The organism is Streptomyces sp. OZ13, assembly GCF_052068155.1.
Lineage (GTDB): Bacteria > Actinomycetota > Actinomycetes > Streptomycetales > Streptomycetaceae > Streptomyces.
The window spans coordinates 149,176-174,055 of the sequence record NZ_JBQHCZ010000005.1 but is presented as its reverse complement, the minus strand read 5'-3'; the positions used below and the strand labels follow the sequence as shown (position 1 = coordinate 174,055).

The following is a 24,880-nucleotide window of genomic DNA, read 5'->3' as shown; positions in this document are numbered from 1 at the left end:
GCCGGAAGCCCGGCAGGACGACCTAGTCGAGATGACCGGGACCGAAGGCCTGCGGGAGCATCTCGGAGAGCGGCAGGATCCCGCCCGGGGTGTCCAGCAGCAGTTCCGGGCCGCCGAACTCGTACAGCAGCTGACGGCAGCGGCCGCACGGCACCAGCAGCTCGCCCCGGCCGTCCACACAGCTGAAGTGGGTCAGCCGGCCGCCGCCCGTCGCCTGGAGCTGCGAGACGAGGCCGCACTCGGCGCACAGCCCGAGTCCGTACGAGGCGTTCTCGACGTTGCAGCCGGTCACCGTGCGGCCGTCGTCGACGAGGGCGGCGACTCCGACCGGGAAGCCCGAGTAGGGGGCGTACGCGTGCGACATCGCCTCACGTGCCAGCGCCCGCAGGGCCTCCCAGTCGAAGCCGGCGTCCGCGCTCACTTGCCCTGGCCCCTGAAGTACGGCTGACCGTTGGCCTTGGGCATGCGCAGCCGCTGTGCGGACACGGCGAGCACGAGCAGCGTGGCCACGTAAGGCGCCGCGTCGACGAACTGGCTCGGAAGCTCGTCCGTCAGCGCGTACCAGGTGAACAGCAGCGCGGAGAAGGCGGCCGAGATCACGGCGCCGACGTACTTCTTCTTGTACAGCTGCCAGACCACCGCGATCAGCAGCAGGATGGCGAGCAGCAGCAGCATCGCGTGGACGTTCACGGCACCGCCGCGCAGCTTGAGGCTGTCGGTGAAGCCGAACAGGCCGGCTCCCAGCGCCATACCGCCGGGCATCCAGTTACCGAAGATCATGGCGGCGAGACCGATGTAGCCGCGGCCGCCGGTCTGGCCCTCCTGGTAGATGCCGGTGATGATCGCGAGGAACGCACCGCCGAGACCGGCGAGGCCGCCGGAGACGATGACGGCGATGTACTTGTACTTGTAGACGTTGACACCGAGCGACTCGGCGGCGATCGGGTTCTCGCCGCAGGACCGCAGGCGCAGACCGAAGGACGTCCGCCACAGCAGCCACCAGGTGCCGGGCACCAGCAGCAGCGCGACGACGGTGAGCAGCGACAGGTTGGTGACCAGGCCGCCCAGCACACCGGCCAGGTCGGAGACGAAGAACCAGTGCTTGGCCTGGAGGTCCCCCAGCCAGTCCGAGAGCCCGGGGATCGTGATCCGCTCGATGGCGTCGATACGCGGCGACTGCTTGGAGGAGCCGCCCTCGGTCTCGGCGAACGTGAAGTTCGACATGTAACGGGTGAGGCCGGTGGCCAGGATGGTGATGGCCACACCGGAGACGATGTGGTTGACCTTGAACGTCACCGTCATCACCGCGTGCAGCAGACCGCCGAGCGCGCCGCCGGCGATGCCGAGCAGCACACCGGTCCACGGGCCCCACTGGTAGCCCGCCCAGGCGCCGAACCAGGTGCCGAGGATCATCATGCCCTCGAGGCCGATGTTGATCACGCCGGCCCGCTCGGCCCACAGACCGCCGAGGCCGGCGAGGCCGATCGGCACGGCCAGCTGGAGCGCGCCGGAGACCTGGCCGACGGAGGTGAGGTCGTCCGCGCCGCTGATCACCCGTACCAGGGAGAACAGCGCCAGGCCGCCCGCGACGATCAGCAGGATGACGGGCAGGGACAGCTTGCGGCGGCCGCCGCCCTTCTTGGGCGCGGTGCTCGCCATGGAGACAGTGCTCGTGGACTCGCTCATGCCGCCGCCACCTCCTTGTTCTTGCGGGCCTGGGCGGCAAGCTCCTCGCCGACCTTCTGTTGCTGGCGGCGGAGCCCGTACTGACGGACCAGCTCGTAGGACACGACGACCGCGATCACGATCAGGCCCTGCATGATCAGCGCCAGCTCCTTCGGGTAACCCTCGAGCCCGATGCCTTCGGCCGTCTTGTCGAGGAAGGCGAAGAGCAGCGAGGCGAAGAGGATGCCGATCGGGTTGTTGCGGCCGAGCAGGGCGATGCCGATCGCTGTGAAGCCGACACCGACGGGGAAGCTCAGGCTGTAGGTGTGGGTCTGGCCGAGCAGCATCGGCATACCGGCGAGGCCGGCCATGGCGCCGGAGATCAGCATGGCCGTGAGGACCATCTTCTTGGCGTCGACGCCGCTCGCCTGGGCGGCGGACTCGCTGGCGCCGGTGGCGCGCAGGTCGAAGCCGAAGCGGGTGCGTCCGAGGACGAACCAGTAGACGATGCCCAGCGCGAAGGCCACGAAGGTGAAGCCGTAGATGGTGCCGCCGTCCAGCGCCAGACCCGGGAACCAGCCGGACTCGGCGATCTCACCGGTCGTCAGGTCGTTGGACCCCTCCGGCCGCACACCGAGGTTCGCGGGCAGGATCATCCAGGCGATCAGGCTGGTCGCGATGGCGTTCAGCATGATCGTGGAGACGACCTCGCTGACACCGCGGGTGGTCTTGAGGACACCCGCGATACCGGCCCAGAAGGCTCCGACGGCCATGGCGACGAACACGATGAGCAGGATGTGCAGCGGGCCGGGCAGCTCCACCGCGGCACCGACGACGGCGGCGAGCATGACCGCGAGGCGGTACTGGCCGTCGACGCCGATGTTGAACAGGTTCATCCGGAAGCCGATGGCGACGGCCAGGGCTGCCAGGTAGTAGATGCCGGTCTGGTTGATGATCAGCACCTGCACGTCGGTGAACTCGATCTGCTCCACCATCAGCCGGTACGGCTCGACCGGGCTGAGGTCGGAGAGCAGCAGCACCACCGAGGTGAGCAGGAAGGCCACGACCAGGGCGAGCGCCGGGCCCGCCAGGCCGAGGATCAGCCGGTCCTTGTCGAACTTCTTCATCGGCTCTCACCGTTCTCGTCGTGCTCGAGGTGGCCGGATGCGGCACCGGTCATCGCCGAGCCCAACTCCTCCGGAGTGATCGTCGCGGGGTCGGCGTCCGCGACCAGGCGGCCGCGGTACATGACCCGCAGGGTGTCGGAGAGCCCGATGAGCTCGTCCAGGTCGGCCGAGATCAGCAGGACCGCAAGCCCTTCGCGGCGCGCCTCACGGATCTGGTCCCAGATCTGCGCCTGCGCGCCGACGTCCACACCACGGGTGGGGTGCGCGGCGATCAGCAGCTTGGGGGCGTGGCTCATCTCGCGGCCGACGATCAGCTTCTGCTGGTTGCCGCCGGACAGGGAGGCCGCGGTGACCTCGATCCCGGGGGTGCGCACGTCGTACTCGCGGACGATCCGCTCGGTGTCCTGACGGGCGGCCTTGAGGTCGAGCAGGCCCTTCTTGCTGTTGGGCGACTCGGTGACATGGCCGAGGATGCGGTTCTCCCACAGCGTCGACTCGAGCAGCAGCCCGTGCCGGTGCCGGTCCTCGGGGATGTAGCCGATGCCGCCCTCACGCCGCTTGCGGGTGGGCGCGTGGGAGATGTCGGCGCCGTCGAGGGTGACGACGCCCCCGTCGGGGTCGCGCAGGCCGATCAGGGCCTCGATGAGCTCGGTCTGGCCGTTGCCCTCGACGCCGGCGATGCCCATGACCTCGCCCTTGTGGATGGTGAAGCCGATCCCGGCGAGGACCTCGCGGACCACGCCGTCGGGGTCGGTCACCGTGAGCCTGAGGTCGTCGACCTTCAGCATCGGGACATCGGTCACCGTCGACTCGCGGGTCTCGGGCGACGGCAGCTCGCTGCCGACCATCAGCTCGGCGAGCTGCTTGGTCGTGGTGTTCCGCGGGTCGGCCGTGCCGACCGTCGTACCGCGGCGGATGACGGTGATCTCGTCGGCGACCGACAGCACCTCCCCCAGCTTGTGGGAGATGAAGATGACGGTCAGTCCCTCGGCCTTGAGCTCGCGGAGATTGGCGAAGAGGGCGTCGACCTCCTGCGGTACGAGGACGGCGGTCGGCTCGTCGAGGATCAGGGTTCGCGCGCCGCGGTAGAGGACCTTGAGGATCTCCACCCGCTGGCGGTCGGCGACGCCGAGCTGCTCGACGAGGACGTCCGGGCGGACCCCCAGGCCGTACGCGTCGGAGATCTCCTGGATCTTCTTCCGGGCCTTGGCGCCGATGCCGTACAGCTTCTCGCCGCCGAGAACCACGTTCTCCAGGACGGTGAGGTTGTCGGCCAGCATGAAGTGCTGGTGCACCATGCCGATGCCGCGTGCGATGGCGTCGGCGGGGCTCGAGAAGGTGACCTGTTCGCCGTCGACGGTGATGGTGCCCTCGTCCGGCTTCTGCATGCCGTAGAGGATCTTCATCAGGGTCGACTTACCGGCACCGTTCTCACCGACGAGGGCATGCACGGTGCCCTGACGGATCGTGATGTCGATGTCGTGGTTGGCGACGACGCCGGGGAAGCGCTTGGTGATGCCGCGCAGTTCTACGGCGGCAGGAGGGCTGGACGCGTTGATGACGCACTCTCCTTGGCGGGAGGAGCAGGGAGGGCAGGCGGAAGGGGCGGGCTGTGAGTGGCAGGGGGCGGGGCGAAGTTATCGCGCCTGGGCGTCTTCTACGCGCGTAGCGCTCCCGAATACCAAAAACCCGGGGCCGGAAACGGTCCGCGGGCCTTGGGGCTTGCGCCCCGGGCCCGCGGACTGCGGCTCCGGCCGCTCGGTTACGGAGCGGTCTTGACCTTGATCGTGCCGGCGGCGATGTCGGCCTTGGCCTTGTCGACCGCGGCGATGACGTCCTTCATCTCGGTGAAGGCCGGGTTCGACCGGGAGAGGGCGACACCGTCGTCCTCGAGGCCGTAACGGATCTCACCGGTCTGCGGCTTGCCGTCCTTGACCGACTTGATCAGGTTGAACACGGCGCCGGAGACGTTCTTGGTGACCGAGGTCAGGATCCGGTCCTTGTAGGCGGCCAGACCCTTCTGGTTGTACTGGTCGGAGTCGACGCCGATGGCCCACTTGCCGGCCTTGGCGGTCGCCTCGATCGAGCCGGAGCCCGCGAGACCGGCGGCCGCGTAGATCACGTCGGCGCCCGCGTCGAGCTGGCCCTGCGCGGCGGCCTTGCCGAGGTCCGGCTTCGAGAAGCCACCGAAGTCCGGCGGCTGCGTCAGGTACTGGACCTTGACGTTGACGCCCTGCTTGGTGTCCTTGACGCCCTGGACGAAGCCCGCCTCGAACTTCTTGATCAGCGGGGTCTCCACACCGCCGATGAAGCCGACGGTGTTGGTCTTCGTCACCTTGGCGGCGGCGACACCAGCGAGGTACGAGCCCTGCTCCTCGTTGAAGACCAGGTTGGCGATGTTCTTGCCGGTCTTGGAAGTGTCGTCGATGAGGCCGAAGGTGGTGTCCGGGAACTTCGGGGCGACCTCGGCGATGGCGGGCGCGTAGGCGAAACCGACACCGATCACCGGGTTGTTGCCGGCGCGGGCCAGCGCGGTGAGGCGCTGGATCTTGTCCGGGTCACCCTCGCCCTCGCTGGGCTCGGCCTCGCTGCCCTGGATGTCGAGTTCCTTCTCGGCCTTCTCCAGGCCCGCGAAGGCGGCGTCGTTGAACGACTGGTCGCCACGGCCACCGATGTCGTACGCGATGGCGGCCTTGCCGCCGTTGTCGTCCGAGCCGCCCGACTCGGAAGACTTGTTGCCGCCACACGCGGTGGCAGACAGTGCGAGAGCCGCGGACGCGATGCCCACGGTGGCGATCCTGGTGATCCGGCGCACTGGGGGGCTCCTTTAAACCTGACCGAAAGCGCCACTTCCGGCGCTGGGTTCGCGGCGATCGTAACGCGCGTAGATGTCAGTTAAAGACCCGTTCATCAGTCGTTATCGGATCGTCGCGAACAGGCCACGCACCAAGGTAGGCCGGGACGGCGAACGCCGCGCCCCGCCGGGGCCCGGCGTGTCGGCCCTTTCCCGTCACCGGGGCCGTTCCCCCACCCCGCCCCTTCCCGAACCGGGGCAAGCCCCGGCCCCCGCAGGGGGCTGACGCCCCCAGCCCTCCAGGGGAGGGGGAAGGGTTTGGTGGGGGCCGGCCGCCCCCACACCCCCATGCCGGCAGCTCCGCGCCGCGACGGGCCCTACCGTCCGCCCCGGCACCCACGGGCCGGGACGGACACCGGCCCCGGCCGGGGGCCCGGACCCTGGGTGTTGGCAGCTTCGCGCCGCGACGGGCCGGGACGGACACCAGTTCCGGTCGAGGGCCCGGACCCCTGGGGCCTGCGGCCCCAGCCCCTACCTGTTGAGGGGTTGGTGGGTCTGGCGCCCCCAGCCCCCGGGACGGCAGCTTCGCGCCGCTACAGGACTTGCCGCCCGCACGGACGGCGGCCGGGACGACCACCGGCCGGGGCTGGAGGCCCGGACCCATGGAGCCCTCGCCACCCCCAGCGGCAGCGTCGCGCCGTGAGATGCCCCTGCCGCCTGCCGACGGACCGGACACCGGCCAGGCTCAGGGGCCTGCACCACTCGCGGCCCGACCTGAACTGCCGCCGCCCGGTGTCGGACCGGGGATACAGGCCCGGGCCCAGGGAGACCCACCACTCGCCGCCCGGCCGACTCGGGCTGCCGCCACCCCACGTCAGGACCGCTGTCCCGCATGGAGCGGCCACCGTCCTGACGGACGAGCAGGCCGAGACACGCCCCTGCGGGGACCACCGGCCGGAGGGGCGGCACCGGCGTGAGGGGGGCGGGGTCGTAGGAGGGGGGTGTCCGGAAGTAAAGCGTCGCAACTCGCGCGAAGCGCGGTGAGGACAGCCATTCCGGGCACCCCCTCCGGAGGCCACGTCGCCCGGCACCCACCACCGGCGCAGCCCCGCCCCGCAAGGGGCACCACACCCACACCGGGCCACGCCCCTGCCGGGGCGGGCTAGGCCCGAGACCGCGCGGCGGCCCGGTCGCGGATGTCAGAGCGCGATGCGCGCATCCAGCAGCGCCGCCGCCGTGAACAGCTCCACGCCCACCGCGATCGCCGACTCGTCCACGTCGAAGTCCCCCCGGTGCAGGTCCCGCCTGACCGTGTCGCCCGGCACCCGCACGCCCAGGCGTGCCATCGCGCCCGGAACGTGCTCCAGGTACCAGGAGAAGTCCTCGCCGCCGAGACTCTGCTCGGTGTCCTCGATCGCATACGATCCGCGCCGCGCCGTCTGCGCGTCGCGCAGCAGTTCGGTGACGACCGGGTCATTGACGACGGGCGGCACACCGCGGACGTAGTCGATCTGGGACTTGGCCCGGTGCAGCGTCGCGATCTCGTCGATCGCCGCGTGCACGAGGTCGGGGGCTTCGCGCCAGCCTTCGAGGTCGAGGCAGCGCACCGTCCCGGAGAGTTCGGCGTGCTGCGGGATGACGTTGCAGGCGTGGCCGGACTCGATGCGTCCCCATGTCACGGCGAGCCCGGACCGCGCGTCGACGCGGCGGGCGAGCAGCGCGGGGACCTCGGTGACGATCTTCGCGGCCGCAGTGACCAGGTCGGTCGTCAGGTGCGGACGGGCGGTGTGGCCGCCGGGGCCGTCGAGGGTCACCTCGAGACGGTCGCAGGCGGAGGTGATGGGTCCGGGCCGGAGCCCGATGATGCCGGCGTCGACCTTGGGGTCGCAGTGAACCCCGATGATCTTGTTGACGCCTTCGAGCACGCCGGATTCGATCGCGTCGGCCGCTCCCCCGGGCAGCACTTCCTCCGCGGGCTGGAAGATCAGCCGGACGGGCTGCGGCAGCAGTCCCTGCCGGTCGAGGTCGGCGAGCACGAGCCCCGCTCCGAGCGCGACGGTGGTGTGCACGTCGTGGCCGCAGGCGTGGGCGCGGTCGGGCACGGTGGAGCGGTAGGGGACGCCGGTCTTGGTGTCGGGGATGGGCAGTGCGTCGATGTCGGCGCGGATGGCGAAAAAGGGCCGTACGGCGCCCGGGGCCGGCGTACCGATGTCGCAGATCAGGCCGGTGCCGGCGGCGAGGACCCGGGGCTCGAGCCCGGCCTGCTCGAGGCGCGCCTTGATCATGGCGGTGGTACGGAACTCCTGGTTGCCGAGCTCCGGATGCATGTGCAAGTCGCGCCGGAACGCGATCAGTTCGGCACGCAGCGACTCGGACAGCGTGCCGTGCAGTGCGACTGCGCCGGGCCGTTCGACTTCTTCGGACTCGCGGGACATCAACTGGTTCACCCAGTGAAGGGTATGCCCCTTCGTGCCTCAACTGCCGTGCGATCAACAAAACATCAGCCACACAGGGGACAGAATTCTGGACTCACTGCGATTCGCAGCGTGCGGCAGTGGGTAAACTCACGCGGCTCGCTCTTGAGTCGATCTTTCCATTCCGGACGGTGCTCACCCGCTCACTGCCGCTCCTCCTCGGCTCTTCAAGCCGGCGCCGGCAGCCGCTGCACATCGCGGGCCGTGCCGGTGACGCCGGCCAGGAAGCCCTGTGCGCGTGGTGAGGCGTTCTCCCTGAGCCATTCGGGTGCGATGTCGCAGACCGCCACCTTGATTCCCGTGCCTGCCAGGGCGAGGGGCAGGGTGTGGACCACGGTGGAGGGAAAACTGAGGACGGTTGCTCCGATCGGGCCGCGCCGGGCGATCAGCTCGAGGGGGAGCTCCGGGCGGACCACCTCCAGGCCGGTCTCGACCGCGAGCCGGTGCAGTTTGTCGGCGCTCTCCCTGCGGTGGGCGAAGTAGCGGGTCGCGCCGTGCGTGCGGGCGAGGGCGGAGACCGCGTCCAGGTACTGCCCGAGGTCGACGACGCCCGTCTCCACCAGGGAGGTGCCGACCATGTCCGCGCCGCGGGTGATCGTCGGAGGGCCGAATCGCGCGCGCGTCCAGGCGAAGTCGTTGCGCGTGACCGTGATCCCCGGCGGCGGCTCCACGGGCATCGAGGTGAACACCTCGACCGAGCGGGTCCTCGACGGGGCGAGCCTGCGCCGGGCCAGGAAGGTGACCGGTGCGAGCACCAGCTCACGCGGCCCGCGGCGGCTGCCGCGCCGGTGCCAGCGCACGAGCTGCTCCCCGCGGGAGACCTGGGCGACGAACTCCATGGTCGCCGTGCCGTCGTCCACGACGGTGACGTCCTTCCTGCCGACCAGGGTCAGCAGGAGCTGTACGTAGCGGGAGAACGGGTCCCCTATGACGATCCGCTCCGCGCGGCGCAGTATCGGGCCGAGCTCGCGCACGGTGCGCAGCGGGGCGCCCATGCCTCCGCGCGCCTCCTGCCAGCGGACGGTGAAGCCCGCGTCACGTGCGAGTTCCGCCATCCGGCGGAGCTGGCCGCGGGACATGGGGTCCGTGGGCGAGAGCACGACCACGGTGAGATCGCCGGGACCGGGCACGGCCGGCGTGGCGTGGGCCCACTCCAGGACGTTCAGGAGCTGGACCGGACTCTCGACGAAGGCGAGATTCACTGGCTGTCACCTCGTGATGCCGGGCCGGCCTTCAGCCGGGTCCGTGGCTGACCACCCCGCAGGGCGCTGATGGATTGCTGCCCGCGGCCGATGGCCACGGCGACCGTGTCGACGTCCGGGACGGATCCGCCCCGGGCCGCTCCTGCCGTGCCGGCACCGGCCGAAACGGATCCGGCCCGACACGGCCCTGCCATGACGGAACCGACCCGGACCGGCCCTGCCTTGCCCGAGTCGGCCGAAGCAGAAACTGCCGTGACGGATCCGGCCCGATGGCGCCCTGTCGTGACGGAACCGACCCGGACCGGCTCCGCCGTCACGGATCCGGCCGGAGCAGAACCCGCCCTGCCGGAATCGCCCGGAACGGGCCCCGCCGAAAGGGACCAGGCCGAAAGAGGCCCCGCCGGGGCCCGGCGGGTGGCGCCGACCGGAGCGGATTGCGCCGGGGGTACGGGCCGGCGGGCCGCCGGGGCGGGCGCACGGCGGCGTGCGCCGCCGCCTGTGCCGCGCCCGGCGGCCGTGTATCCGGTGGCGCCCCGTGCGGCGGGCACGCGGTGTCCGCCCGCCGCGGACGCGCGGGCGCTGCCGCGCGTCGCCGCCCGGTCGTCAGACCGCGGCCGGCTCACGGTCGCCCGCCTCGGCGACGACACCGGTGACCCGGCGCAGCTTCTTCATGGGCGCGAGCTCCGAGTCGTAGACCTTCTTGACGCCGTCGCCGAGCGCGGTCTCGATGGTGCGGATGTCGCGGACCAGGCGGGTGAGGCCCTGCGGCTCGACGGAGGCGGCCTGGTCGGAGCCCCACATGGCGCGGTCGAGGGTGATGTGGCGCTCGACGAACGCGGCGCCGAGGGCGACGGCCGCGAGGGTGGTCTGCAGGCCGGTCTCGTGGCCGGAGTAGCCGATCGGGACGTTCGGGTACTCGTCCCTCAGGGTGTTGATGACGCGCAGGTTGAGCTCCTCCGCCTTGGCCGGGTAGGTGGAGGTGGCGTGGCAGAGCAGGATGTTGTCGCTGCCGAGGACCTCGACGGCGTGGCGGATCTGCTTCGGCGTCGACATGCCGGTGGAGAGGATGACGGTCTTGCCCGTGGCGCGCAGCGAGCGCAGCAGCTCGTCGTCGGTGAGCGACGCGGAGGCCACCTTGTGGGCGGGAACGTCGAACTTCTCGAGGAAGGCGACGGCCTCGGTGTCCCACGGGGAGGCGAACCAGTCGATGCCGCGCTCCTTGCAGTGCTCGTCGATCCGGCGGTACTCGTCCTCGCCGAACTCGACGCGGTGGCGGTAGTCGATGTACGTCATCCGGCCCCAGGGGGTGTCGCGCTCGATGTCCCACTGGTCGCGCGGGGTGCAGATCTCGGGGGTGCGCTTCTGGAACTTGACGGCGTCGCAGCCGGCTTCGGCGGCGGCGTCGATCAGGGCGAAGGCGTTGTCCAGGTCGCCGTTGTGGTTGATGCCGATCTCGCCGGTCACGTAGACGGGGTGGCCGGGGCCCGCGATCTTGTTGCCGAGGGCGCGCAGACGGGACGTGCTCATGGGGGTGGTTCCTTACTTCTTGGGGGACATGGGGGCGGTTTCAGGGGTGTTGAGCGTCGGGCCGAGGAGCCAGGCGGCGATCTCGCGGATCGCCCCCTCGCCGCCGGGTGTGGCAGTGACGGCACGGGCGGCGGCGCGTACGGAGTCGTGCGCACTCGCGACGGCCACGGGCCAGCCGACGAGGTGGAAGCACGGAAGGTCGTTGACGTCGTTGCCGACGTAGAGCACCCGCTCGGGCGAAAGACCCCGTTCGTCGCACCACTGCTTGAGTGCGAGGTCCTTGCGGTCGATGCCGTGCAGGACGGGGACCTTGAGCTTGTGGGCGCGGGCGGCGACGACCGGGTTCTGTTCGGTGGAGAGGATCAGCAGTTCCAGGCCGGCCTTGCGCAGATGGGCGACACCGAGGCCGTCCCCGCGGTGGACGGAGACGATCTCGCGGCCGTCCGCGTCGATGAGGACCCGGTCGTCGGTCTGGGTGCCGTCGAAGTCGAGGACGACGGCGTCGACGTCGTCGCGGCCGGGTACCGCGGCGGTGTCGAGCAGTGGCGCCAGCGCGCGGGCGCGGGCGAGGTCGTGCGGGTCGTCGACCTCGAGGACCCGCGCCGGGTCGGTGCGCACCAGAGCGGTGCGGCCGAAGAAACGGTGGCCCGCCTCGCGGAAGCCGGCCGCGGACATGGCGTACGCGGCTCCGGTCTCCAGGAAGTCCTGCGGGCGGTCCTGGCGGCGCGGCCGGAACGAGGAGTCGTGGTTGACGCCGTATCCGGAGCCGGTGGCCGTGGCGGTGTCGACCAGGACGGCCGCCCCGCCCGCCTGTTCGGCGCTCTCCCCGGAGGGGCTCGCCGGCTCGTCGGCCTCGCGCCACACGAAGCCGTGGAAGGGCGCGACGGTCACCGCGCTGTCGGCGCCGTCCAGGGCGACCGCGCGGGCGACGCCCTCGATGTCCTCCCGGGCGATGAAGGGGCTGGTGCACTGCACGAGCAGCACCACGTCGACGGGTGCGCCGTGCACGGCCTCGTGCGCGTCCATGGCGTGCAGGACCGCCGACTCGCTGGTGGCGGTGTCCCCCGCGATGGCCGCGGGCCGCAGCACGACCTCCGCGCCGGCGCCACGGGCGACGGCCGCGATCTCGGGGTCGTCGGTGGAGACCGCGACATGCGTGACCAGCGGGGCGTCGAGGCAGGCGCGGACGGCCCGCGCGACGAGCGGCACGCCGCCGACCGCGGCCAGGTTCTTGGCCGGGACGCCCTTCGATCCGCCTCGGGCGGGGATCACGGCGAGAACGGTCATCGGTGGCTCCTGACGCATCGGGACTGGAAGCGGGAAAGGCCGGGGGTCACAGCTCGCCCATCCGGCGGATCACGGGCGCGACGCGCTGCACGCCGTGGCGGTACGCGCCGCGTGCCGCCCGGCGTACGGCGTCGCGCACCACCCGCCGCAGGCCGGTGGCCTCCGCCTCGGGGGCGGCGCCGGCCAGCGGTGTGCCGTCCGGGGCGAGGTGGTGGCGGGCGAGCAGACCGGGCAGGTATCCGGGCGCGGTGGCGGGCGTGTAGTACGGGGCGATCGCGGGGAGCCGCGGCGCGAGGAGCAGTTCGGCGACCCGCTTGCGGGCCTCGTCGAAGGCGCTCTCGTACGAGCCTCCCCCTACGGCGACGCCCTGCCGCGACAGCCAGTCGGCGTCGGGGGTGGGGCGGTGGCCGCCGTCGAGCCGGTCCCAGGAGGCGAGCAGCCCCGAGCCGAGGAAGTGGTGGTTGCCGAGCGCCTCGCGCACGCCGAGGTCGGTGAGCACGGCGGTGGGGATCCGGCGGTGGAGCGCCTCGAGCGCGGCGGTGGACGACACGGTGACCAGCAGGTCGGTGCGGTCCAGTACCTCGCCCATGTTCCCGTACACGGGACGGAAGTTGGGCGGAAGGCCGCCGGGCAGCTTCTCCGCGAGCTTCTGGTACGGGACCTCTTCGAGGTGCGTGGTGTGCTCGCCCGGCTTGGAGCGGAGCTTCAACAGCACCTCGCGGTCCGGGTGCAGCCGGGCGTGCTCGACGAGCCTGCGCAGCAGGTACGCACGGTCCGCGCGGGACTCTGGCACGGACGGCTGGACGGCGAAGACGACGGTGTCGCGGCCTTCCTGCGGCCGGTACGGCGCCCCGCCGAGGAAGGGCAGCGCGGCCTCGGTGACGGAGCCGGCGTCGGCGCCCACTCCCTCGTAGACGGCGCGGAAACGCGTGGCGTCGTGGCGGGAGTTGGCCAGCACGACGTCGGCGCCGTGGCGCAGCAGCAGTCCGTCGGACAGCTTCTCGTAGACGACACCGACGTAGCCGGTGACGACGACGGGCCTGCGGTCCTGGCCGAGTGCGGCAAGGCCGTGCAGCATGGCCTGGACGCCGCCGCCGACGAGCGCGAGGACGACGATGTCGTAGGACCCGTCCCTCATCGCCCGCAGGAACTCGTTGCCGGTCACCTCGCGCAACGCGTCGGCGCTGACGCCCACTTCCGCGAGCTGGCGGGCGGTGGGTGTGGCCCGGCCGCGCAGCAGGAAGCCGCTCAGCTCGACGGAGGTGCTCGGTGCGATACGGCGCGCGGTGAGCGCACCCCATTTCCACCGGGTGTCGGAGTCGGCGAGTACGGCGACCCGTACGGCCTCGCTGGTACTTGTTGGCACGTCGAGGACGTTAGAAAGGCATGTGGTTTCACGGCCCAACTCGGCAGCAACAAACGGTTAACAGAGCACCTACGGACAGCGAAGCAGGCCGGGGAACGAGTCGGTTAACAAGCTCGTCGCTCTACGTTCACCTGACATCCTCGTATGCGTCGATGCGAATGCCGAGCGCCCCCCTAGCGTCACGCGGGTGGTTAAGCTCTCCGTCATCGTGCCGTTCTACAACGTGCAGACATATGCCCCCGACACACTGCGAAGCCTTCGCGCGAACGCCCGCGCCGACTTCGAGTTCGTGCTCGTCGACGACTGTTCGACGGACGGGACTCCGGAGATCCTTCAGCGCGCGGAACGTGAGCTTCCGGGCGCGGTTCTGATCAGACACGAACGGAACGGTGGGCTGGCCACCGCCCGCAACACCGGTCTGGACGCCGCCGGCGGCGAATACCTCACCTTCCTCGACGGCGACGACTGGCTGGCTCCCGGCCACTTCGAGCACCTGCTGAACGCCATGGAGGACCTGGGGTGCGACTTCGTCCGCACCGACCACGTGCAGTGCACGGGACGGTCCCGCTCGATCCACCGGGTGCCCGTCGGGCGGCGCGGCGAGGTGCTGCGCCCGCGGGACGCGATCCTGCCCGCCTCGCGCTCGACCGCCGTCGACTACCCGTACGCATGGGCCGGGATGTACCACCGGCGGCTCGTGGACCGCGGACTGCTGCACTTCACGCACGGGCTGCGCACCGCGGAGGACCGGCCGTGGATATGGCGGCTGCACCGGGAGGCGGATTCGTTCGCCGTGATAAGCCACCTGGGAATTTTCTACCGGCGCGGGATCGCTTCTTCGCTCACGCAGATCGGCGACATCAGGCAGCTCGATTTCATCAAGGCATTCGACCAGGTGATCGAGGAAACGGCGAAGGACGCCGATGCGGAAAGGCTGCTGCCAAAGGCGGTCCGCACATATTGCGCGGTCATTTCCCACCATCTGGGATCCATTGAAAGGTACGAACCGGCCGTGGCAAGGAAATTGCGCACGATGAGCGCGGCCGCGCTGAAGCGTATGCCGCAGGACGTGCTGAACGAGGCCATCGACTCCATGGACGCCGACCGCGCCTCGCGACTGCGCAAGGTGCGCCGACGGCCCGCTCCTCTCTCCGTGGAGGCGGCAGCCTGATGGCCACGACCCAGATCTTCTTCGCCTCCTCCCTCTACGGAGCGGCGACGCTCGCCGCCGCGATCGACAGCGGCGGCTTCTCCACCGCGGACCGCCGGCTGCTGCTGGTCTCCAACAACGCGGCGACACCCGAGACGACGCCGGCCCTCGACGAGATGGCCGGCTTCGAGCGGCTGCGCGGCCGCTTCGACGACGTGCTCTCCTGGAACGGGACCATCTCGCCCTTCCACCCCGGTGGTTGGGCGCCACGCGGCGACGACGTGCCCCTGTGGGAGCGGTATCTCCGGCAGCTGTGGGAACTGGGCGACGACCGGATCGAGCTCGCCGTCGAATCCATCCAGGTCAACCCGGCACTGGCGGTCGCACAGCTCTTCCCCGACGCCGCGCTGGACGTGTACGCGGACGGGCTGATGAGCTACGGCCCCACCCGCAACAAGATCGACCCGCTGGTCGGCGAGCGGGTACGGCGGCTGCTGCACCTCGACCTCGTGCCGGGCCTGAAGCCGCTGCTGCTCGCGGAGTTCGGCGTGGAGCCGCAGCTCGTGCCGACCGAGGCCTTCGTCAAGGTCGTCGGCGAACTCTCCGACGCCGTGCCGGACGCCTGCGCCGGCGTCCCGGAGGCGCCGGCACTCCTGCTGGGCCAGTACCTCGCCGCCCTGGGCATCCTCACGCCGGTGGAGGAGGAGGGCCTCCACGTGCGGATGCTGGCCGGCGTGGCCGCGCTCGGTCACCGCCGGGTCGTCTTCAAGCCGCACCCGACGGCGCCGGCCGCGTGGACGCGGACGCTGGAGCGCGAGGCGGCGTCCCTCGGGGTCGATCTGACCGTGCTGGAGCGGCCGGTGCTCGCCGAGGTGCTGTTCAAGCAGATGCGCCCGGCGCTGGTGGCGGGATGCTTCTCCACCGCCCTGTTCACCGCGGGCGCCTTCTACGGCATCCCCGTCGCCCGGATCGGCACGGAGCAGCTCCTCGACCGGCTCAGCCCGTACCAGAACAGCAACCGCGTGCCGCTGACGATCGCCGACGCGCTGCTGCCGGACCTGGCGGCGGGCGAGTCGGGCCCGCCCGCGCCGGCGGACGGGCAGGTCGCCGGGCTGCTCTCCGCGGTGGGCTTCGCGATGCAGCCGAAGCTACGGGCGGACCTGCGTCCGGCGGCCGAACGCTATCTGCGCGGCAACCTCGGCGCGGGCACGGCCCGCTACTTCAAGCGCCGCCGTCTGACGGTGCTCGGGCTGCCGGGGGGTGTGCCGCTGCCCCGCAACAGGGCTGTACGGCGGGTGGTGCGGGGGCGGCGGATGCGGCGTGTTTTGAAGCGGGTGACGGCGCTGGGCTGACGCGTACGGGCCGCTGTGCGGGGCCGTCACCGATCTGCGTGCGGGCCCCGGCGCGGGGCCGTCGCCGCACCACGCGTGCGGGCCGCTGCGCGGGGCCTGTTCCCCTACCCGCCCCTTCCCGAAACCGGGGCAAGCCCCGGACCCCGTGCCGCGCTCCGCGCGGTGCCCTCAAACTCCCCCTACGGCCTGGCGGCCGTGGGAGGTGCCCCCAGGCGGGCTCGAGTTACCAGGCAAATCAAGACCCGCCGGCAATTGAGGCGCGGGGGTGCGGGGGCGGAGCCCCCCGAACACCGCGCGCAGCGCCGGCCGGGTCTGGGCAAAGCCCGAGGCGGGTCCGGCACGCCCTTCGGCGGTGCCCCCCTACGGCCCGGCGGCCGTGGGAGGTGCCCCCAGGCGGGCTCGAGTTACCAGGCAAATCAAGACCCGCCGGCGATTGAGGCGCGGGGGTGCGGGGGCGGAGCCCCCGAATGCCGCGCGGAGCGCGGGGCGGGGCCGGGTCCGGGCGGGGCCGGGTCCGGGCGGAGCCCGGTTCAGGGGAGGGGCGGGGTGGGGAAGGTCATGTGCCGCTGAGGGAGAGCTTGACCGCGAAGCCCAGGAACAGCGCTCCCGCCGCCGACGTCGCCCCCGCCGACAGCCGCCGCCTGCGGCGGAACGCGGCCGCGAGGTGGGTGCCGGTGAAGATCAGGACGCTCAGGTAGAGGACGCTCGCCAGCTGCGCCAGCGCGCCGAGCACCGTGAAGGAGAGCGCGGGGTACGCGTACGCCGGGTCGACGAACTGCACGAAGAAGGCGATGAAGAACAGGATCGCCTTCGGGTTGAGCAGACTGATCACGAACGCCTTGCGGAAGGGCCGCTCCGCGGCCGGGACCTCCGCGCCGACGGCGGTCTCTTCGGCGGTGCGCTCGCCGCGGGTGCGCCACATCGACCAGGCCGCGCGGAGCATCCCGATCGCCAGCCACGTCAGATAGCCGGCGCCGGCGTATTTCACGATCCCGAACAGCACCGCGTTGGCCTGGAGGAGCGAGGCGACGCCCGCGGCCGACAGCACCATCAGGACGGTGTCGCCGCACCACACGCCGGCGGCGGCCTGGTAGCCCGTCCGCACACCGCGGCGTGCGGCGACGGAGAGCACGTACAGAGAGTTCGGTCCTGGCAGCAGGACGATCAGGACAAGTCCCGCGAGATAGGTCGGTAGATCGGTGACACCCAGCATGGGGCGGAGTGTCGCACATCGGTACGACACCCCGCCTTTCTGTTCCATATGTCAGAAGGCGTCAGTGGGGACGTACGTGCCCCACACCTCGCGCAGTGCGTTGCAGACCTCCCCGACGGTGGCGCGCGCCTTCAGCGCGTCCTTCATCGGGTAAAGGACGTTGTCCGTGCCTTCCGCGGCCTTCTTCAGCTCGGCGAGCGCCGCGTCGACCGCCGCCTGATCCCGCTCCGCCCGCAGCTTCGCCAGCCGCTGCGCCTGCTGGGCCTCGATCGCGGGGTCGACCCGGAGCGGCTCGTACGGGTCCTCGGTGTCCAGCGTGTAGCGGTTGACGCCGACGACGACGCGTTCGCCGGAGTCGGTCTCCTGGGCGATGCGGTAGGCGCTGCGCTCGATCTCGTTCTTCTGGAAGCCCTGTTCGATGGCGTTGACCGCGCCGCCGAGGTCCTCGACGCGTTCCATGAGGGCGAGCGCCGCGGCTTCGACGTCGTCCGTCATCTTCTCCACGACGTACGACCCGGCGAAGGGGTCGACGGTGGCGGTCACGTCCGTCTCGTAGGCCAGGACCTGCTGGGTGCGCAGCGCGAGGCGGGCGGACTTGTCCGTCGGCAGCGCGATGGCCTCGTCGAAGGAGTTGGTGTGCAGCGACTGGGTACCGCCGAGGACCGCCGCGAGGCCCTGGACGGCGACGCGCACCAGGTTCACCTCGGGCTGCTGCGCGGTGAGCTGCACGCCCGCGGTCTGGGTGTGGAAGCGCAGCATCAGCGACTTCGGGTTCTTGGCGCCGAACTCCTCCTTCATCACCCGGGCCCAGATCCGGCGGGCCGCACGGAACTTGGCGACCTCTTCGAGGATGGTCGTGCGGGCGACGAAGAAGAAGGACAGGCGGGGCGCGAAGTCGTCGACGTCCATGCCGGCGGCGACGGCGGTACGGACGTACTCGATGCCGTCGGCGAGCGTGAACGCGATCTCCTGCGCGGGCGAGGCGCCGGCCTCCGCCATGTGGTAGCCCGAGATCGAGATCGTGTTCCACTTCGGGATCTCGGCCTTGCAGTACTTGAAGATGTCCGCGATGAGCCGCAGGGACGGCTTGGGCGGGAAGATGTACGTGCCGCGGGCGATGTACTCCTTGAGCACGTCGTTCTGGATCGTGCCCGTGAGCTTGTCCGCGGGGACGCCCTGCTCCTCGCCGACGAGTTGGTAGAGGAGGAGCAGCAGGGCGGCGGGCGCGTTGATCGTCATGGACGTGGAGACCTTGTCCAGCGGGATCCCGCCGAACAGCACCCGCATGTCGTCGATCGAGTCGACGGCGACGCCCACCTTGCCGACCTCGCCGTGCGCGATGGGCGCGTCGGAGTCGTGGCCCATCTGTGTCGGCAGGTCGAAGGCGACCGACAGGCCCATCGTGCCGTTGGCGATCAGCTGCTTGTAGCGGGCGTTGGACTCGACGGCCGTGCCGAAGCCGGCGTACTGGCGCATCGTCCAGGGCCGGCCGGTGTACATCGACGGGTACACGCCGCGGGTGAAGGGGTACCCACCGGGCTCGCCCAGCTTCTCTGCCGGGTCCCAGCCCTCCAGGTCCGCCGGTCCGTACACCGGCTCGATGGGCAGTCCCGACTCGGACTCGCGCGCCATGTGACTGTGCCTCCCGCTGGGCCTACTGACAGGTAACAAACCTCTGCGACGGACTGTAGCGGCGGGCGTGCGAGGGATGGAGAGCCACGCCCTGGGACCTTGCTCACAGACCGTACCGGCGAAGCGGCCCGTGGCCCGCCCGTCCCCGAACCGTTACCCCCATGATGCGCGGGATTGCGCAACCGGGCAGGACGGGAATTTGTCTCATCAGGCACAGACATACGTGGGGGACGAGACAAGTGGGGGGCGACATGCTCAGGAAAGCCGGGATGAGAACGCTGGCCGCCGTGGCCGCGATGGCCGTGGCCGCGGTGACGGCCGGCTGCAAGGCGGAGGCCGCGACCGACGCGCCGACCGCCGGCAGCACGTCGAGCGCGGCAACGACACCGTCCGCCTCCACGCCGCCGGCTTCGCCGTCACCATCGGCGTCTGCGTCGGAGTCCGCCGAGCCGTCGGAGAAGCCGTCGCCGTCGCCGTCCACCGAGCAGCCCGCGCCCAAGGTCCTGATGGCGCCCGGAGCCAAGGGCGAGCAGGTGCGGGAGTTGCAGGCACGGCTGGCGCAGATCGGCTGGTTCGACGACAAGCCGACGGGTACGTACGGGCCGGTCACCACCACGGCCGTGAAGGGCTTCCAGGGCAAGCGCGGTCTTCCCGCGACGGGCAGCACGGACACCGTGACCTGGCAGCGGCTGCTCGGCATGACGACGAAGCCGACACGTGCCGAGCTGGACGGCAAGGACGTCAAGAAGCCGCAGGCGAAGCTCGATCCGCGCTGCATGAAGGGCCGGGTCATGTGCATCAGCAAGACCACCCGCACGCTGTCGTGGATGATCGACGGCAAGGTGCTGTCCACGATGGACGTGCGCTTCGGGTCGCAGTACACGCCGACCCGCGAAGGTGTGTTCAACGTGGGCTGGAAGTCCCGTGACCACGTCTCGACCATCTACGACACGCCCATGCCGTACGCCATGTTCTTCAGCGGCGGCCAGGCGGTGCACTACTCCTCCGACTTCGCCGCCCGCGGCTACAACGGCGCGTCGCACGGCTGCGTGAACGTCAGGGACAAGGGCGCCATCGCGGCGCTGTTCGACCAGGTGCGGACCGGCGACAAGGTCGTCGTCTACTGGTGACGCGCGGGGCGCGGAAGCGGTGAAGGAAGAAGGGCGCGGGCGGGACCGGGGGAACGTGTCCCGCCCGCGCCGTTGCGCTGAGCCGTAGGTACGGGGGGAACCCCGGCTCGTTGCGCCGCCGATGACCAGTCGGCTCACTATCTACTGCGCCGTAGCCGAAAAAAACGTCACACCCCGCGCCCGGCCCCGTGAAAGCGCAGGTCAGAGAGCTCGAATGGTGGCGGCCGCCAGCGAGTTGGATCCGGTCGCCCGCGGTGTCGCGGCCGGGTCGGGGACGAGCGAGTAGGAGACCTGCGGGGTGTCGGGGAGGAGTTGCGGTGCGCCCTCGGAGCTGCCCGAGTCGCTGTCGCCGCCGGAGTTCTTCCCGCCGTCCTTGCCGTTCCCGTCGCGGTCGCCCTCTTCGCGGTCGTCGCCTTCGTTGCCGTTCTCGCCGCCCGGGCTGCCGCCGTCGCCCGTGCCGCCGCCGAGCAGTTCGTCGCAGAACCGCTCCACCCGCTCGGCGCCTTTGGCGGCCACCTCCAGGCGGCGCTTGCGGTCCGCGTCGATCCGGCCGCTGCGGTAGTCACGGCACGCCTCGACGGACCTGCGGTACAGGTCGGCCTTCGACGGGTCCTCGCCGCCCGGCGTGGCCGCACCGTCCCCGGCCGGCAGGCCGGGCGTGCTCCCGCCCGTGTCGCCGGGTGCCGGGGTCGCGCTGCCCGTCACGGGTGGCAGACCCGGCGGTGTGCCGGTGGCGCCCGGAGGGCGGGATGCCGCGCCGGCCTTCCCGCCGCTCGGCGACGGGGACGTGAGCGGTCCCGGTGTCGCCACGGCCGACACGGAGGACGCGGGCGTGGGACCGTCGTCGCCGAAGGTGGGCAGCACACCGCTGCCGGCGGCGACGGCGACACCACCGATGGCGCAGCCCGCGAACGCCGCCGCGATCCCGAACCGGACGGGCCTGGCGAATCCGACGCCGCGGGCCGGTCGGTCGCCGCGGCGGGAACGGGTGACCCGTACGGTCCCGAGCGAAGTCCCCGCCGCTGCCGTCGACTCGGCCCTGGCCTTGCGGAACGCGGCCATCGCGGCCGCCTCACCGGGCAGTTCGCCGTCTTCGTAGCCGTAGCCGGGGTTCCGTACCGCGCTGTCGAGGGTGGCGGCGAGTCGTGCGGCCTCGGCACGGGCGCGTTCGTCCGTGACCTCGACAGGCTCGCCACGCAGCAGTCGCTCCGCCGCGTCCCTGTCAAGCCACTCGTACCGCTCGTCGGCCATCACATGTCCTTCTGCGTCCGCAGGCGTGAATGCGTCACACCGGCGGGTGCCGTCGCACCGGGGCGGGAGCCGCGCTGGGTGGGCAGTCCGCCCAGTTCCGAAGCGCTCTCCGAGGGGTCCTCCCCGCCCCGGCGAGTCACGTCCGTGGGGGGCCGGTCCCCGCCTTCGAAGGCGGAACCGTCGGCTCCCAGGAGTTCCGCGAGCCGCTTCAGGCCGCGGTGCGCTGCCGTCCGGACGGCCCCGGGCCGCTTGCCGAGGGTCTTGGCCGCGCTCTTGGCGTCGAGGCCGACCACGACCCGCAGTACGACCGCCTCGGCCTGATCCTGCGGCAGTTGGGCGATGAGCGCCATGGTGCTGCTGGTGGAGATGGACTCCAGCGCCTCGTCGACCGTGTCGGAGTCGGCGGCCCTGCCCGTCAGTTCGGTCTCGTCACCGCCGACGGCCGGCCGGCGGCCCCGCATCCGGATGTGATCCAGCGCACGGTTGCGGGCGATCCGTGCGGCCCAGCCACGGAACCGGTCGGCGTCCCCGCTGAACCTGTCGAGGTCCCGGGAGATCTGGAGCCACGCCTCGGAGGCGACGTCCTCCGCGTCGGCATCGCCGACGAGCGTGCGCACATAGCCGATCAACCGCGGATGCACGGCGCGGTACACAGTCCGGAAGGCGTCCTCGTCCCCATCCTGAGCCGCGAGCACGGCGGCGGTCAGCTCCGCGTCGTCCCCCAGCACTACCTCAACCCGTCGTTCCGTACCGCAGCTGGTCACCACTGCCGCGCTGTCCTGCGCGAATCAGCACGCTACGTCCTTTTAAGGTCCCGCGTCCACGCCTCGTACAACTTGCAACAAGTTTGCGACTCGGCGCGGTGTGACAGAAACAGCACTCTCGGCGCTGAGGTTAGTACGGGGCGCCCTCGGGCCCCCGCCACGAACGACGACCGGGGCCTCTCCTGTGGGGGGTGGCGGCCCCGGTCGTCCTTTTCGGCCGGTGGACGTGCCCCGGCGGACCGTTCCGCAATCCCCGGAAGTGGCCGGACGGCTCCCGGACGGACACGTCACCACAGAAGGCCCGTTCCCTCCACATGCTCCCCGGACGCCGGGTCACCGCCCCGACGGCCGGCCGACAGCACCACGGCCGTGGTCGGCAGGTCCGGCGCGTCGCGCGCGGTCAGCACACCGAATCCGGCATCGGGGAAGAACAGCTCCGCCTCCCGTTCGACGAACCGCATCCGCCGGGCCAGGGCGTCCGCCCGTACGTCGCTCATCGGCCGCCCGAGGAGCGACACACCACCGTGGCCGACCGACGCCGGCCGTGTGAACGCGAGGCGCACGACCGTCTCGTCGGCGTCGTACGTGAGCACGATCCCGGCCTCGAAGAAGTTGTCCTGCCCGGCGCCGCCGAACTCGGGGACGGACCCGATTCCGCCTCCGAGCAGCCGTCGCATGTCCGCGCGTGCCGATCCGAGGCGTACCGGGCCGATGCCGCGGTGCGCGACGACCTCGGCGGGCCCGGCGGCCGCCGGGCGGGAGCCGCCCGTCGGCTCGAAGAACTCGAACGCGTCGTCGCCGACGGCGGTGGCCCGCAGCCGCACGCTCTCGAAGCCGTCCGCGTCCTGCGCCGTGCCGCCGAGCACCACGCCGAGGGCGGGCAGCGCCCACCCCTCCGCGTCCCCGGCGGCCTTCACCTCGTGTCCCAGGCCACGGAGTTCCGCGACCACCTCGGCCTTTGGCCGCCCGAGCAGCACGATCCCGTCCAGGGTGACGGGTGCGGGCGACGCCACCTCTACGGCGTGAAGGACGCCGGTGTCGTCGTACTCGAGGAACTCGAAGAAGCCGGCACCGCGCCCTTCACCGTCCTCGTGTCCGCCCGCCGCCGTGACGTACATGTCCGTCAGGGTGGCGTCGGCGGCACGCCGGAAGGCGGAGTCCGGGGCACCTCGGGCCGCTCGTACGGAGGCCCGTGTCCGCCCGAAACGGGCACCGGGCACACCGATGCGAGGAAGTATCTCCACGTACCGCCCGAATCTCCTCGATGTCCGCTCTGTTCTGTCAGCCGATCGCGATGCGCGGGTTCGCGGACGGCTTGACCCAGCCCATGAACTGCTCCATCGTCGCGCGCGGCACCGACACGCAGCCGGCGGTGGCGCCGCTGCCGTTGACGTGGAGGAAGATCCCCGCGCCCCGGCCGGGAGTGGCCGGCCAGCGGTTGAAGTTGATGACCAGGGCCTTGGCGTACTGCGTCGGGTAGTTGATCAGGTGCTCGCTGCCGCGGTCGCCGGACTCGGTCAGCGGGAAGTCCGCGCCCGCCTCGGTGTGCATCGAGTTGTAGAACTTCGACTCCGGGTCCTGGACCCACCAGTGGCTGTCGTTGACCTTGGTGTACGGCATGGCGGTGCCGCTCGACTCGACACCGAAGCCCTCGGTGATCGTGTAGGTGCCGGTGGGGGTGGTGTACGTGTTCTGCCGGCGGGTGGCGCCGTCGGTCACCCCGTTCGATCCGACGCGTCCGGCGCTCGTCGAGAACTGCGCCTTCCAGCCGGCGGAGCCCTTCTGCCAGGCCGTGACCGTGGCGTACGAGCCGCGGGCCTCGACCGTGATGACCTGGGTGGCGTTGCCGACGTTCACCGGCACGGGGAAGTTCGGGGTGGAGGGCGCGGCGGGCTCGTCACCGGAACCGCTGCCCGGGCCCGCGTTGCCGCCGCTCGTGGCCGTGGCCTTGGGTGCCGTGCTGCCGGACGCCTTGGCCGACGCGGAAGCGGAAGCGGAGGCCGAGGGTGACGCGGAGGCGGACGGGGAGGCCGAAGCGGACGCGGACGCACTGGGCGACGCCGAACCACCCGTCACCTCTTTGTCCCCCTGCGCCACCGCACCTGCCGAGGCGGCGGCAGAGCCGGCCGGCTCCTCACTCCCACCACAGGCCGACACCAGCGACATCACGCCGACCAGGGCGAGCGCGGACGAGAACTTAACGGAGGAGCGCAGCACGGGTGATCCTTGGCTCGTCGGAACAGTGGCGGCACGACGTGCCGCGCCTCAAGGCTGGCCGGTTATACATCGCCGACCCGGCCGAGAACCAGGCGACAGACATACCGGACACAAGTGGCCCGGGGGCGACAGCCGTTGTCCGTGGCCCGCGCTACGTTCCCTTCCCGTCCGTTCCGTCTTCGCGGCCCGAACAGAGGGTCGCCCCGGCCCCGGGGAGACCCGTGTCGTTCCACATGCATCTGCGCGCCGTACCGGACTCCGAGGTCAAGGACGATCACAGCGGCCTGACGGAGTTCATGCCGGCTGCTTGGGAGAGGCACGAGGAGGAGTACCAGGCCGGGCTCGCGGAGTCCATCGACAAGGACTTCGCCATGGTCCACGAGTTCTACGGGACGGCCTCCGGCCGGCCGGAGGCCGGGGACGGGCTCTGGGAGCTGCCCGTGTTCGGCGGCCGTGTCGTGCGCCATCCGTCGGAGGAGCAGCCACCGTTCGCGCTCCTCTGCCCGACGGGCGTGGCGCGGGCGGCCGCGTTCCTCGACGGGCTGCCGTTCGACGCGTTCTGGGACCGCGCCGGTACCGCCTTCCGCGCGCCGTTCTCCGCCTGGGACGAGGCGGACGTCAGGAACGTCTTCTTCGAGCACCACTCGGGCCTGCTCACCTTCTATGTGAAGGCGGCGGCGAGGGGCGACGCCGTGATCAAGGCGTTCTGGTACTGAGCCCGTCGCGGGG

Annotated in this window: 20 protein-coding genes; 4 read left to right on the top strand and 16 right to left on the bottom strand. The window is 71.3% G+C overall.

Annotated elements, in window-relative coordinates:
- Positions 1 to 22: 22 nt before the first annotated feature.
- The 10 genes from ACTMTU_RS14205 to ACTMTU_RS14160 form a co-directional block, all read right to left on the bottom strand.
- The gene (locus ACTMTU_RS14205) at positions 23 to 421 is read right to left on the bottom strand and encodes a cytidine deaminase (protein WP_441263841.1); all 399 of its coding nucleotides are present in this window, start codon (positions 419 to 421) and stop codon (positions 23 to 25) included.
- Entirely contained in the window at positions 418 to 1,686 is a 1,269-nt protein-coding gene (locus tag ACTMTU_RS14200) for an ABC transporter permease (RefSeq protein WP_441263840.1), read from the bottom strand. The genes ACTMTU_RS14205 and ACTMTU_RS14200 overlap by 4 nt, the downstream gene beginning before the upstream one ends.
- Positions 1,683 to 2,792: an ABC transporter permease gene (locus tag ACTMTU_RS14195; protein ID WP_441263839.1), complete on the bottom strand. Its 1,110-nt coding sequence runs from the start codon at positions 2,790 to 2,792 to the stop codon at positions 1,683 to 1,685. The genes ACTMTU_RS14200 and ACTMTU_RS14195 overlap by 4 nt, the downstream gene beginning before the upstream one ends.
- Positions 2,789 to 4,318, bottom strand: coding sequence for an ABC transporter ATP-binding protein (locus tag ACTMTU_RS14190; protein WP_441264221.1), 1,530 nt, complete (start codon positions 4,316 to 4,318; stop codon positions 2,789 to 2,791). Before ACTMTU_RS14190 ends, ACTMTU_RS14195 begins: the two co-directional genes overlap by 4 nt.
- Before the next feature lie 236 nt (positions 4,319 to 4,554).
- Positions 4,555 to 5,607 carry a BMP family lipoprotein gene (locus tag ACTMTU_RS14185; protein WP_441263838.1) on the bottom strand — a complete coding sequence of 351 codons (1,053 nt, stop codon included), beginning with the start codon at positions 5,605 to 5,607 and terminating at the stop codon, positions 4,555 to 4,557.
- Positions 5,608 to 6,785: 1,178 nt separating this feature from the next.
- On the bottom strand, positions 6,786 to 8,021 hold the full coding sequence (locus tag ACTMTU_RS14180; protein ID WP_441264220.1) for an amidohydrolase: 1,236 nt from the start codon (positions 8,019 to 8,021) through the stop codon (positions 6,786 to 6,788).
- Between the two features lie 206 nt (positions 8,022 to 8,227).
- The gene (locus ACTMTU_RS14175; RefSeq protein ID WP_441263837.1) at positions 8,228 to 9,262 is read right to left on the bottom strand and encodes a hypothetical protein; all 1,035 of its coding nucleotides are present in this window, start codon (positions 9,260 to 9,262) and stop codon (positions 8,228 to 8,230) included.
- Positions 9,263 to 9,865: 603 nt separating this feature from the next.
- Positions 9,866 to 10,789, bottom strand: a complete 924-nt coding sequence (locus ACTMTU_RS14170) for an N-acetylneuraminate synthase family protein (RefSeq protein WP_189466592.1) — start codon at positions 10,787 to 10,789, stop codon at positions 9,866 to 9,868.
- A 12-nt stretch (positions 10,790 to 10,801) separates the two neighbouring features.
- On the bottom strand, positions 10,802 to 12,076 hold the full coding sequence (locus ACTMTU_RS14165; RefSeq protein WP_441263836.1) for a cytidylyltransferase domain-containing protein: 1,275 nt from the start codon (positions 12,074 to 12,076) through the stop codon (positions 10,802 to 10,804).
- 46 nt (positions 12,077 to 12,122) lie between these two features.
- Positions 12,123 to 13,442 carry a DUF6716 putative glycosyltransferase gene (locus ACTMTU_RS14160; RefSeq protein WP_441263835.1) on the bottom strand — a complete coding sequence of 440 codons (1,320 nt, stop codon included), beginning with the start codon at positions 13,440 to 13,442 and terminating at the stop codon, positions 12,123 to 12,125.
- Positions 13,443 to 13,629: 187 nt separating this feature from the next.
- Here ACTMTU_RS14160 and ACTMTU_RS14155 point away from each other — a divergent pair, with 187 nt between their 5' ends.
- Both ACTMTU_RS14155 and ACTMTU_RS14150 read left to right on the top strand, forming a co-directional pair.
- Positions 13,630 to 14,613 carry a glycosyltransferase family 2 protein gene (locus tag ACTMTU_RS14155; protein ID WP_441263834.1) on the top strand — a complete coding sequence of 328 codons (984 nt, stop codon included), beginning with the start codon at positions 13,630 to 13,632 and terminating at the stop codon, positions 14,611 to 14,613.
- Positions 14,613 to 15,944: a polysialyltransferase family glycosyltransferase gene (locus ACTMTU_RS14150; RefSeq protein ID WP_441263833.1), complete on the top strand. Its 1,332-nt coding sequence runs from the start codon at positions 14,613 to 14,615 to the stop codon at positions 15,942 to 15,944. Before ACTMTU_RS14155 ends, ACTMTU_RS14150 begins: the two co-directional genes overlap by 1 nt.
- Positions 15,945 to 16,500: 556 nt before the next feature.
- On the opposite strand, the gene leuE is transcribed toward ACTMTU_RS14150, so the two are convergent.
- Positions 16,501 to 17,157, bottom strand: coding sequence for a leucine efflux protein LeuE (gene leuE, locus ACTMTU_RS14145; protein WP_441263832.1), 657 nt, complete (start codon positions 17,155 to 17,157; stop codon positions 16,501 to 16,503).
- Between the two features lie 51 nt (positions 17,158 to 17,208).
- A complete protein-coding gene (locus ACTMTU_RS14140) occupies positions 17,209 to 18,789 on the bottom strand; it encodes an acyl-CoA mutase large subunit family protein (RefSeq protein ID WP_441263831.1) in 1,581 nt (526 codons plus the stop codon).
- A 269-nt stretch (positions 18,790 to 19,058) separates the two neighbouring features.
- On the opposite strand from ACTMTU_RS14140, the gene ACTMTU_RS14135 reads away from it, so the two are divergent.
- The gene (locus ACTMTU_RS14135; protein ID WP_441263830.1) at positions 19,059 to 19,919 is read left to right on the top strand and encodes a L,D-transpeptidase family protein; all 861 of its coding nucleotides are present in this window, start codon (positions 19,059 to 19,061) and stop codon (positions 19,917 to 19,919) included.
- Positions 19,920 to 20,120: 201 nt separating this feature from the next.
- Here the strand turns inward: ACTMTU_RS14135 and ACTMTU_RS14130 are convergent, their stop codons facing one another.
- The 4 genes from ACTMTU_RS14130 to ACTMTU_RS14115 all read right to left on the bottom strand — a co-directional run bounded on the left by ACTMTU_RS14130 (position 20,121) and on the right by ACTMTU_RS14115 (position 24,151).
- Complete coding sequence (locus ACTMTU_RS14130; RefSeq protein WP_441263829.1) at positions 20,121 to 21,170, bottom strand: hypothetical protein; 1,050 nt, start codon at positions 21,168 to 21,170, stop codon at positions 20,121 to 20,123.
- On the bottom strand, positions 21,170 to 21,898 hold the full coding sequence (locus ACTMTU_RS14125; protein WP_441263828.1) for an RNA polymerase sigma factor: 729 nt from the start codon (positions 21,896 to 21,898) through the stop codon (positions 21,170 to 21,172). The genes ACTMTU_RS14130 and ACTMTU_RS14125 overlap by 1 nt, the downstream gene beginning before the upstream one ends.
- Positions 21,899 to 22,221: 323 nt before the next feature.
- Positions 22,222 to 23,178 carry a hypothetical protein gene (locus ACTMTU_RS14120; protein WP_441263827.1) on the bottom strand — a complete coding sequence of 319 codons (957 nt, stop codon included), beginning with the start codon at positions 23,176 to 23,178 and terminating at the stop codon, positions 22,222 to 22,224.
- A 37-nt stretch (positions 23,179 to 23,215) separates the two neighbouring features.
- Positions 23,216 to 24,151, bottom strand: a complete 936-nt coding sequence (locus ACTMTU_RS14115; protein ID WP_441263826.1) for a L,D-transpeptidase family protein — start codon at positions 24,149 to 24,151, stop codon at positions 23,216 to 23,218.
- A 221-nt stretch (positions 24,152 to 24,372) separates the two neighbouring features.
- Between ACTMTU_RS14115 and ACTMTU_RS14110 the strand changes: the two genes are divergently transcribed.
- Positions 24,373 to 24,867, top strand: coding sequence for a DUF1877 family protein (locus ACTMTU_RS14110; protein WP_441263825.1), 495 nt, complete (start codon positions 24,373 to 24,375; stop codon positions 24,865 to 24,867).
- Positions 24,868 to 24,880 lie beyond the last annotated feature (13 nt).

What these genes read in the sequence shown, in the direction of transcription:
- ACTMTU_RS14165 (WP_441263836.1), bottom strand. Translation starts at nt 12,076, where the DNA reads ATGACCGTTCTCGCCGTGATCCCCGCCCGAGGCGGATCGAAGGGCGTC.
- ACTMTU_RS14135 (WP_441263830.1), top strand. Translation starts at nt 19,059, where the DNA reads ATGAGAACGCTGGCCGCCGTGGCCGCGATGGCCGTGGCCGCGGTGACG.
- ACTMTU_RS14200 (WP_441263840.1), bottom strand. Translation starts at nt 1,686, where the DNA reads ATGAGCGAGTCCACGAGCACTGTCTCCATGGCGAGCACCGCGCCCAAG.
- ACTMTU_RS14140 (WP_441263831.1), bottom strand. Translation starts at nt 18,789, where the DNA reads ATGGCGCGCGAGTCCGAGTCGGGACTGCCCATCGAGCCGGTGTACGGA.
- leuE (WP_441263832.1), bottom strand. Translation starts at nt 17,157, where the DNA reads ATGCTGGGTGTCACCGATCTACCGACCTATCTCGCGGGACTTGTCCTG.
- ACTMTU_RS14180 (WP_441264220.1), bottom strand. Translation starts at nt 8,021, where the DNA reads ATGTCCCGCGAGTCCGAAGAAGTCGAACGGCCCGGCGCAGTCGCACTG.
- ACTMTU_RS14150 (WP_441263833.1), top strand. Translation starts at nt 14,613, where the DNA reads ATGGCCACGACCCAGATCTTCTTCGCCTCCTCCCTCTACGGAGCGGCG.
- ACTMTU_RS14195 (WP_441263839.1), bottom strand. Translation starts at nt 2,792, where the DNA reads ATGAAGAAGTTCGACAAGGACCGGCTGATCCTCGGCCTGGCGGGCCCG.
- ACTMTU_RS14130 (WP_441263829.1), bottom strand. Translation starts at nt 21,170, where the DNA reads ATGGCCGACGAGCGGTACGAGTGGCTTGACAGGGACGCGGCGGAGCGA.
- ACTMTU_RS14170 (WP_189466592.1), bottom strand. Translation starts at nt 10,789, where the DNA reads ATGAGCACGTCCCGTCTGCGCGCCCTCGGCAACAAGATCGCGGGCCCC.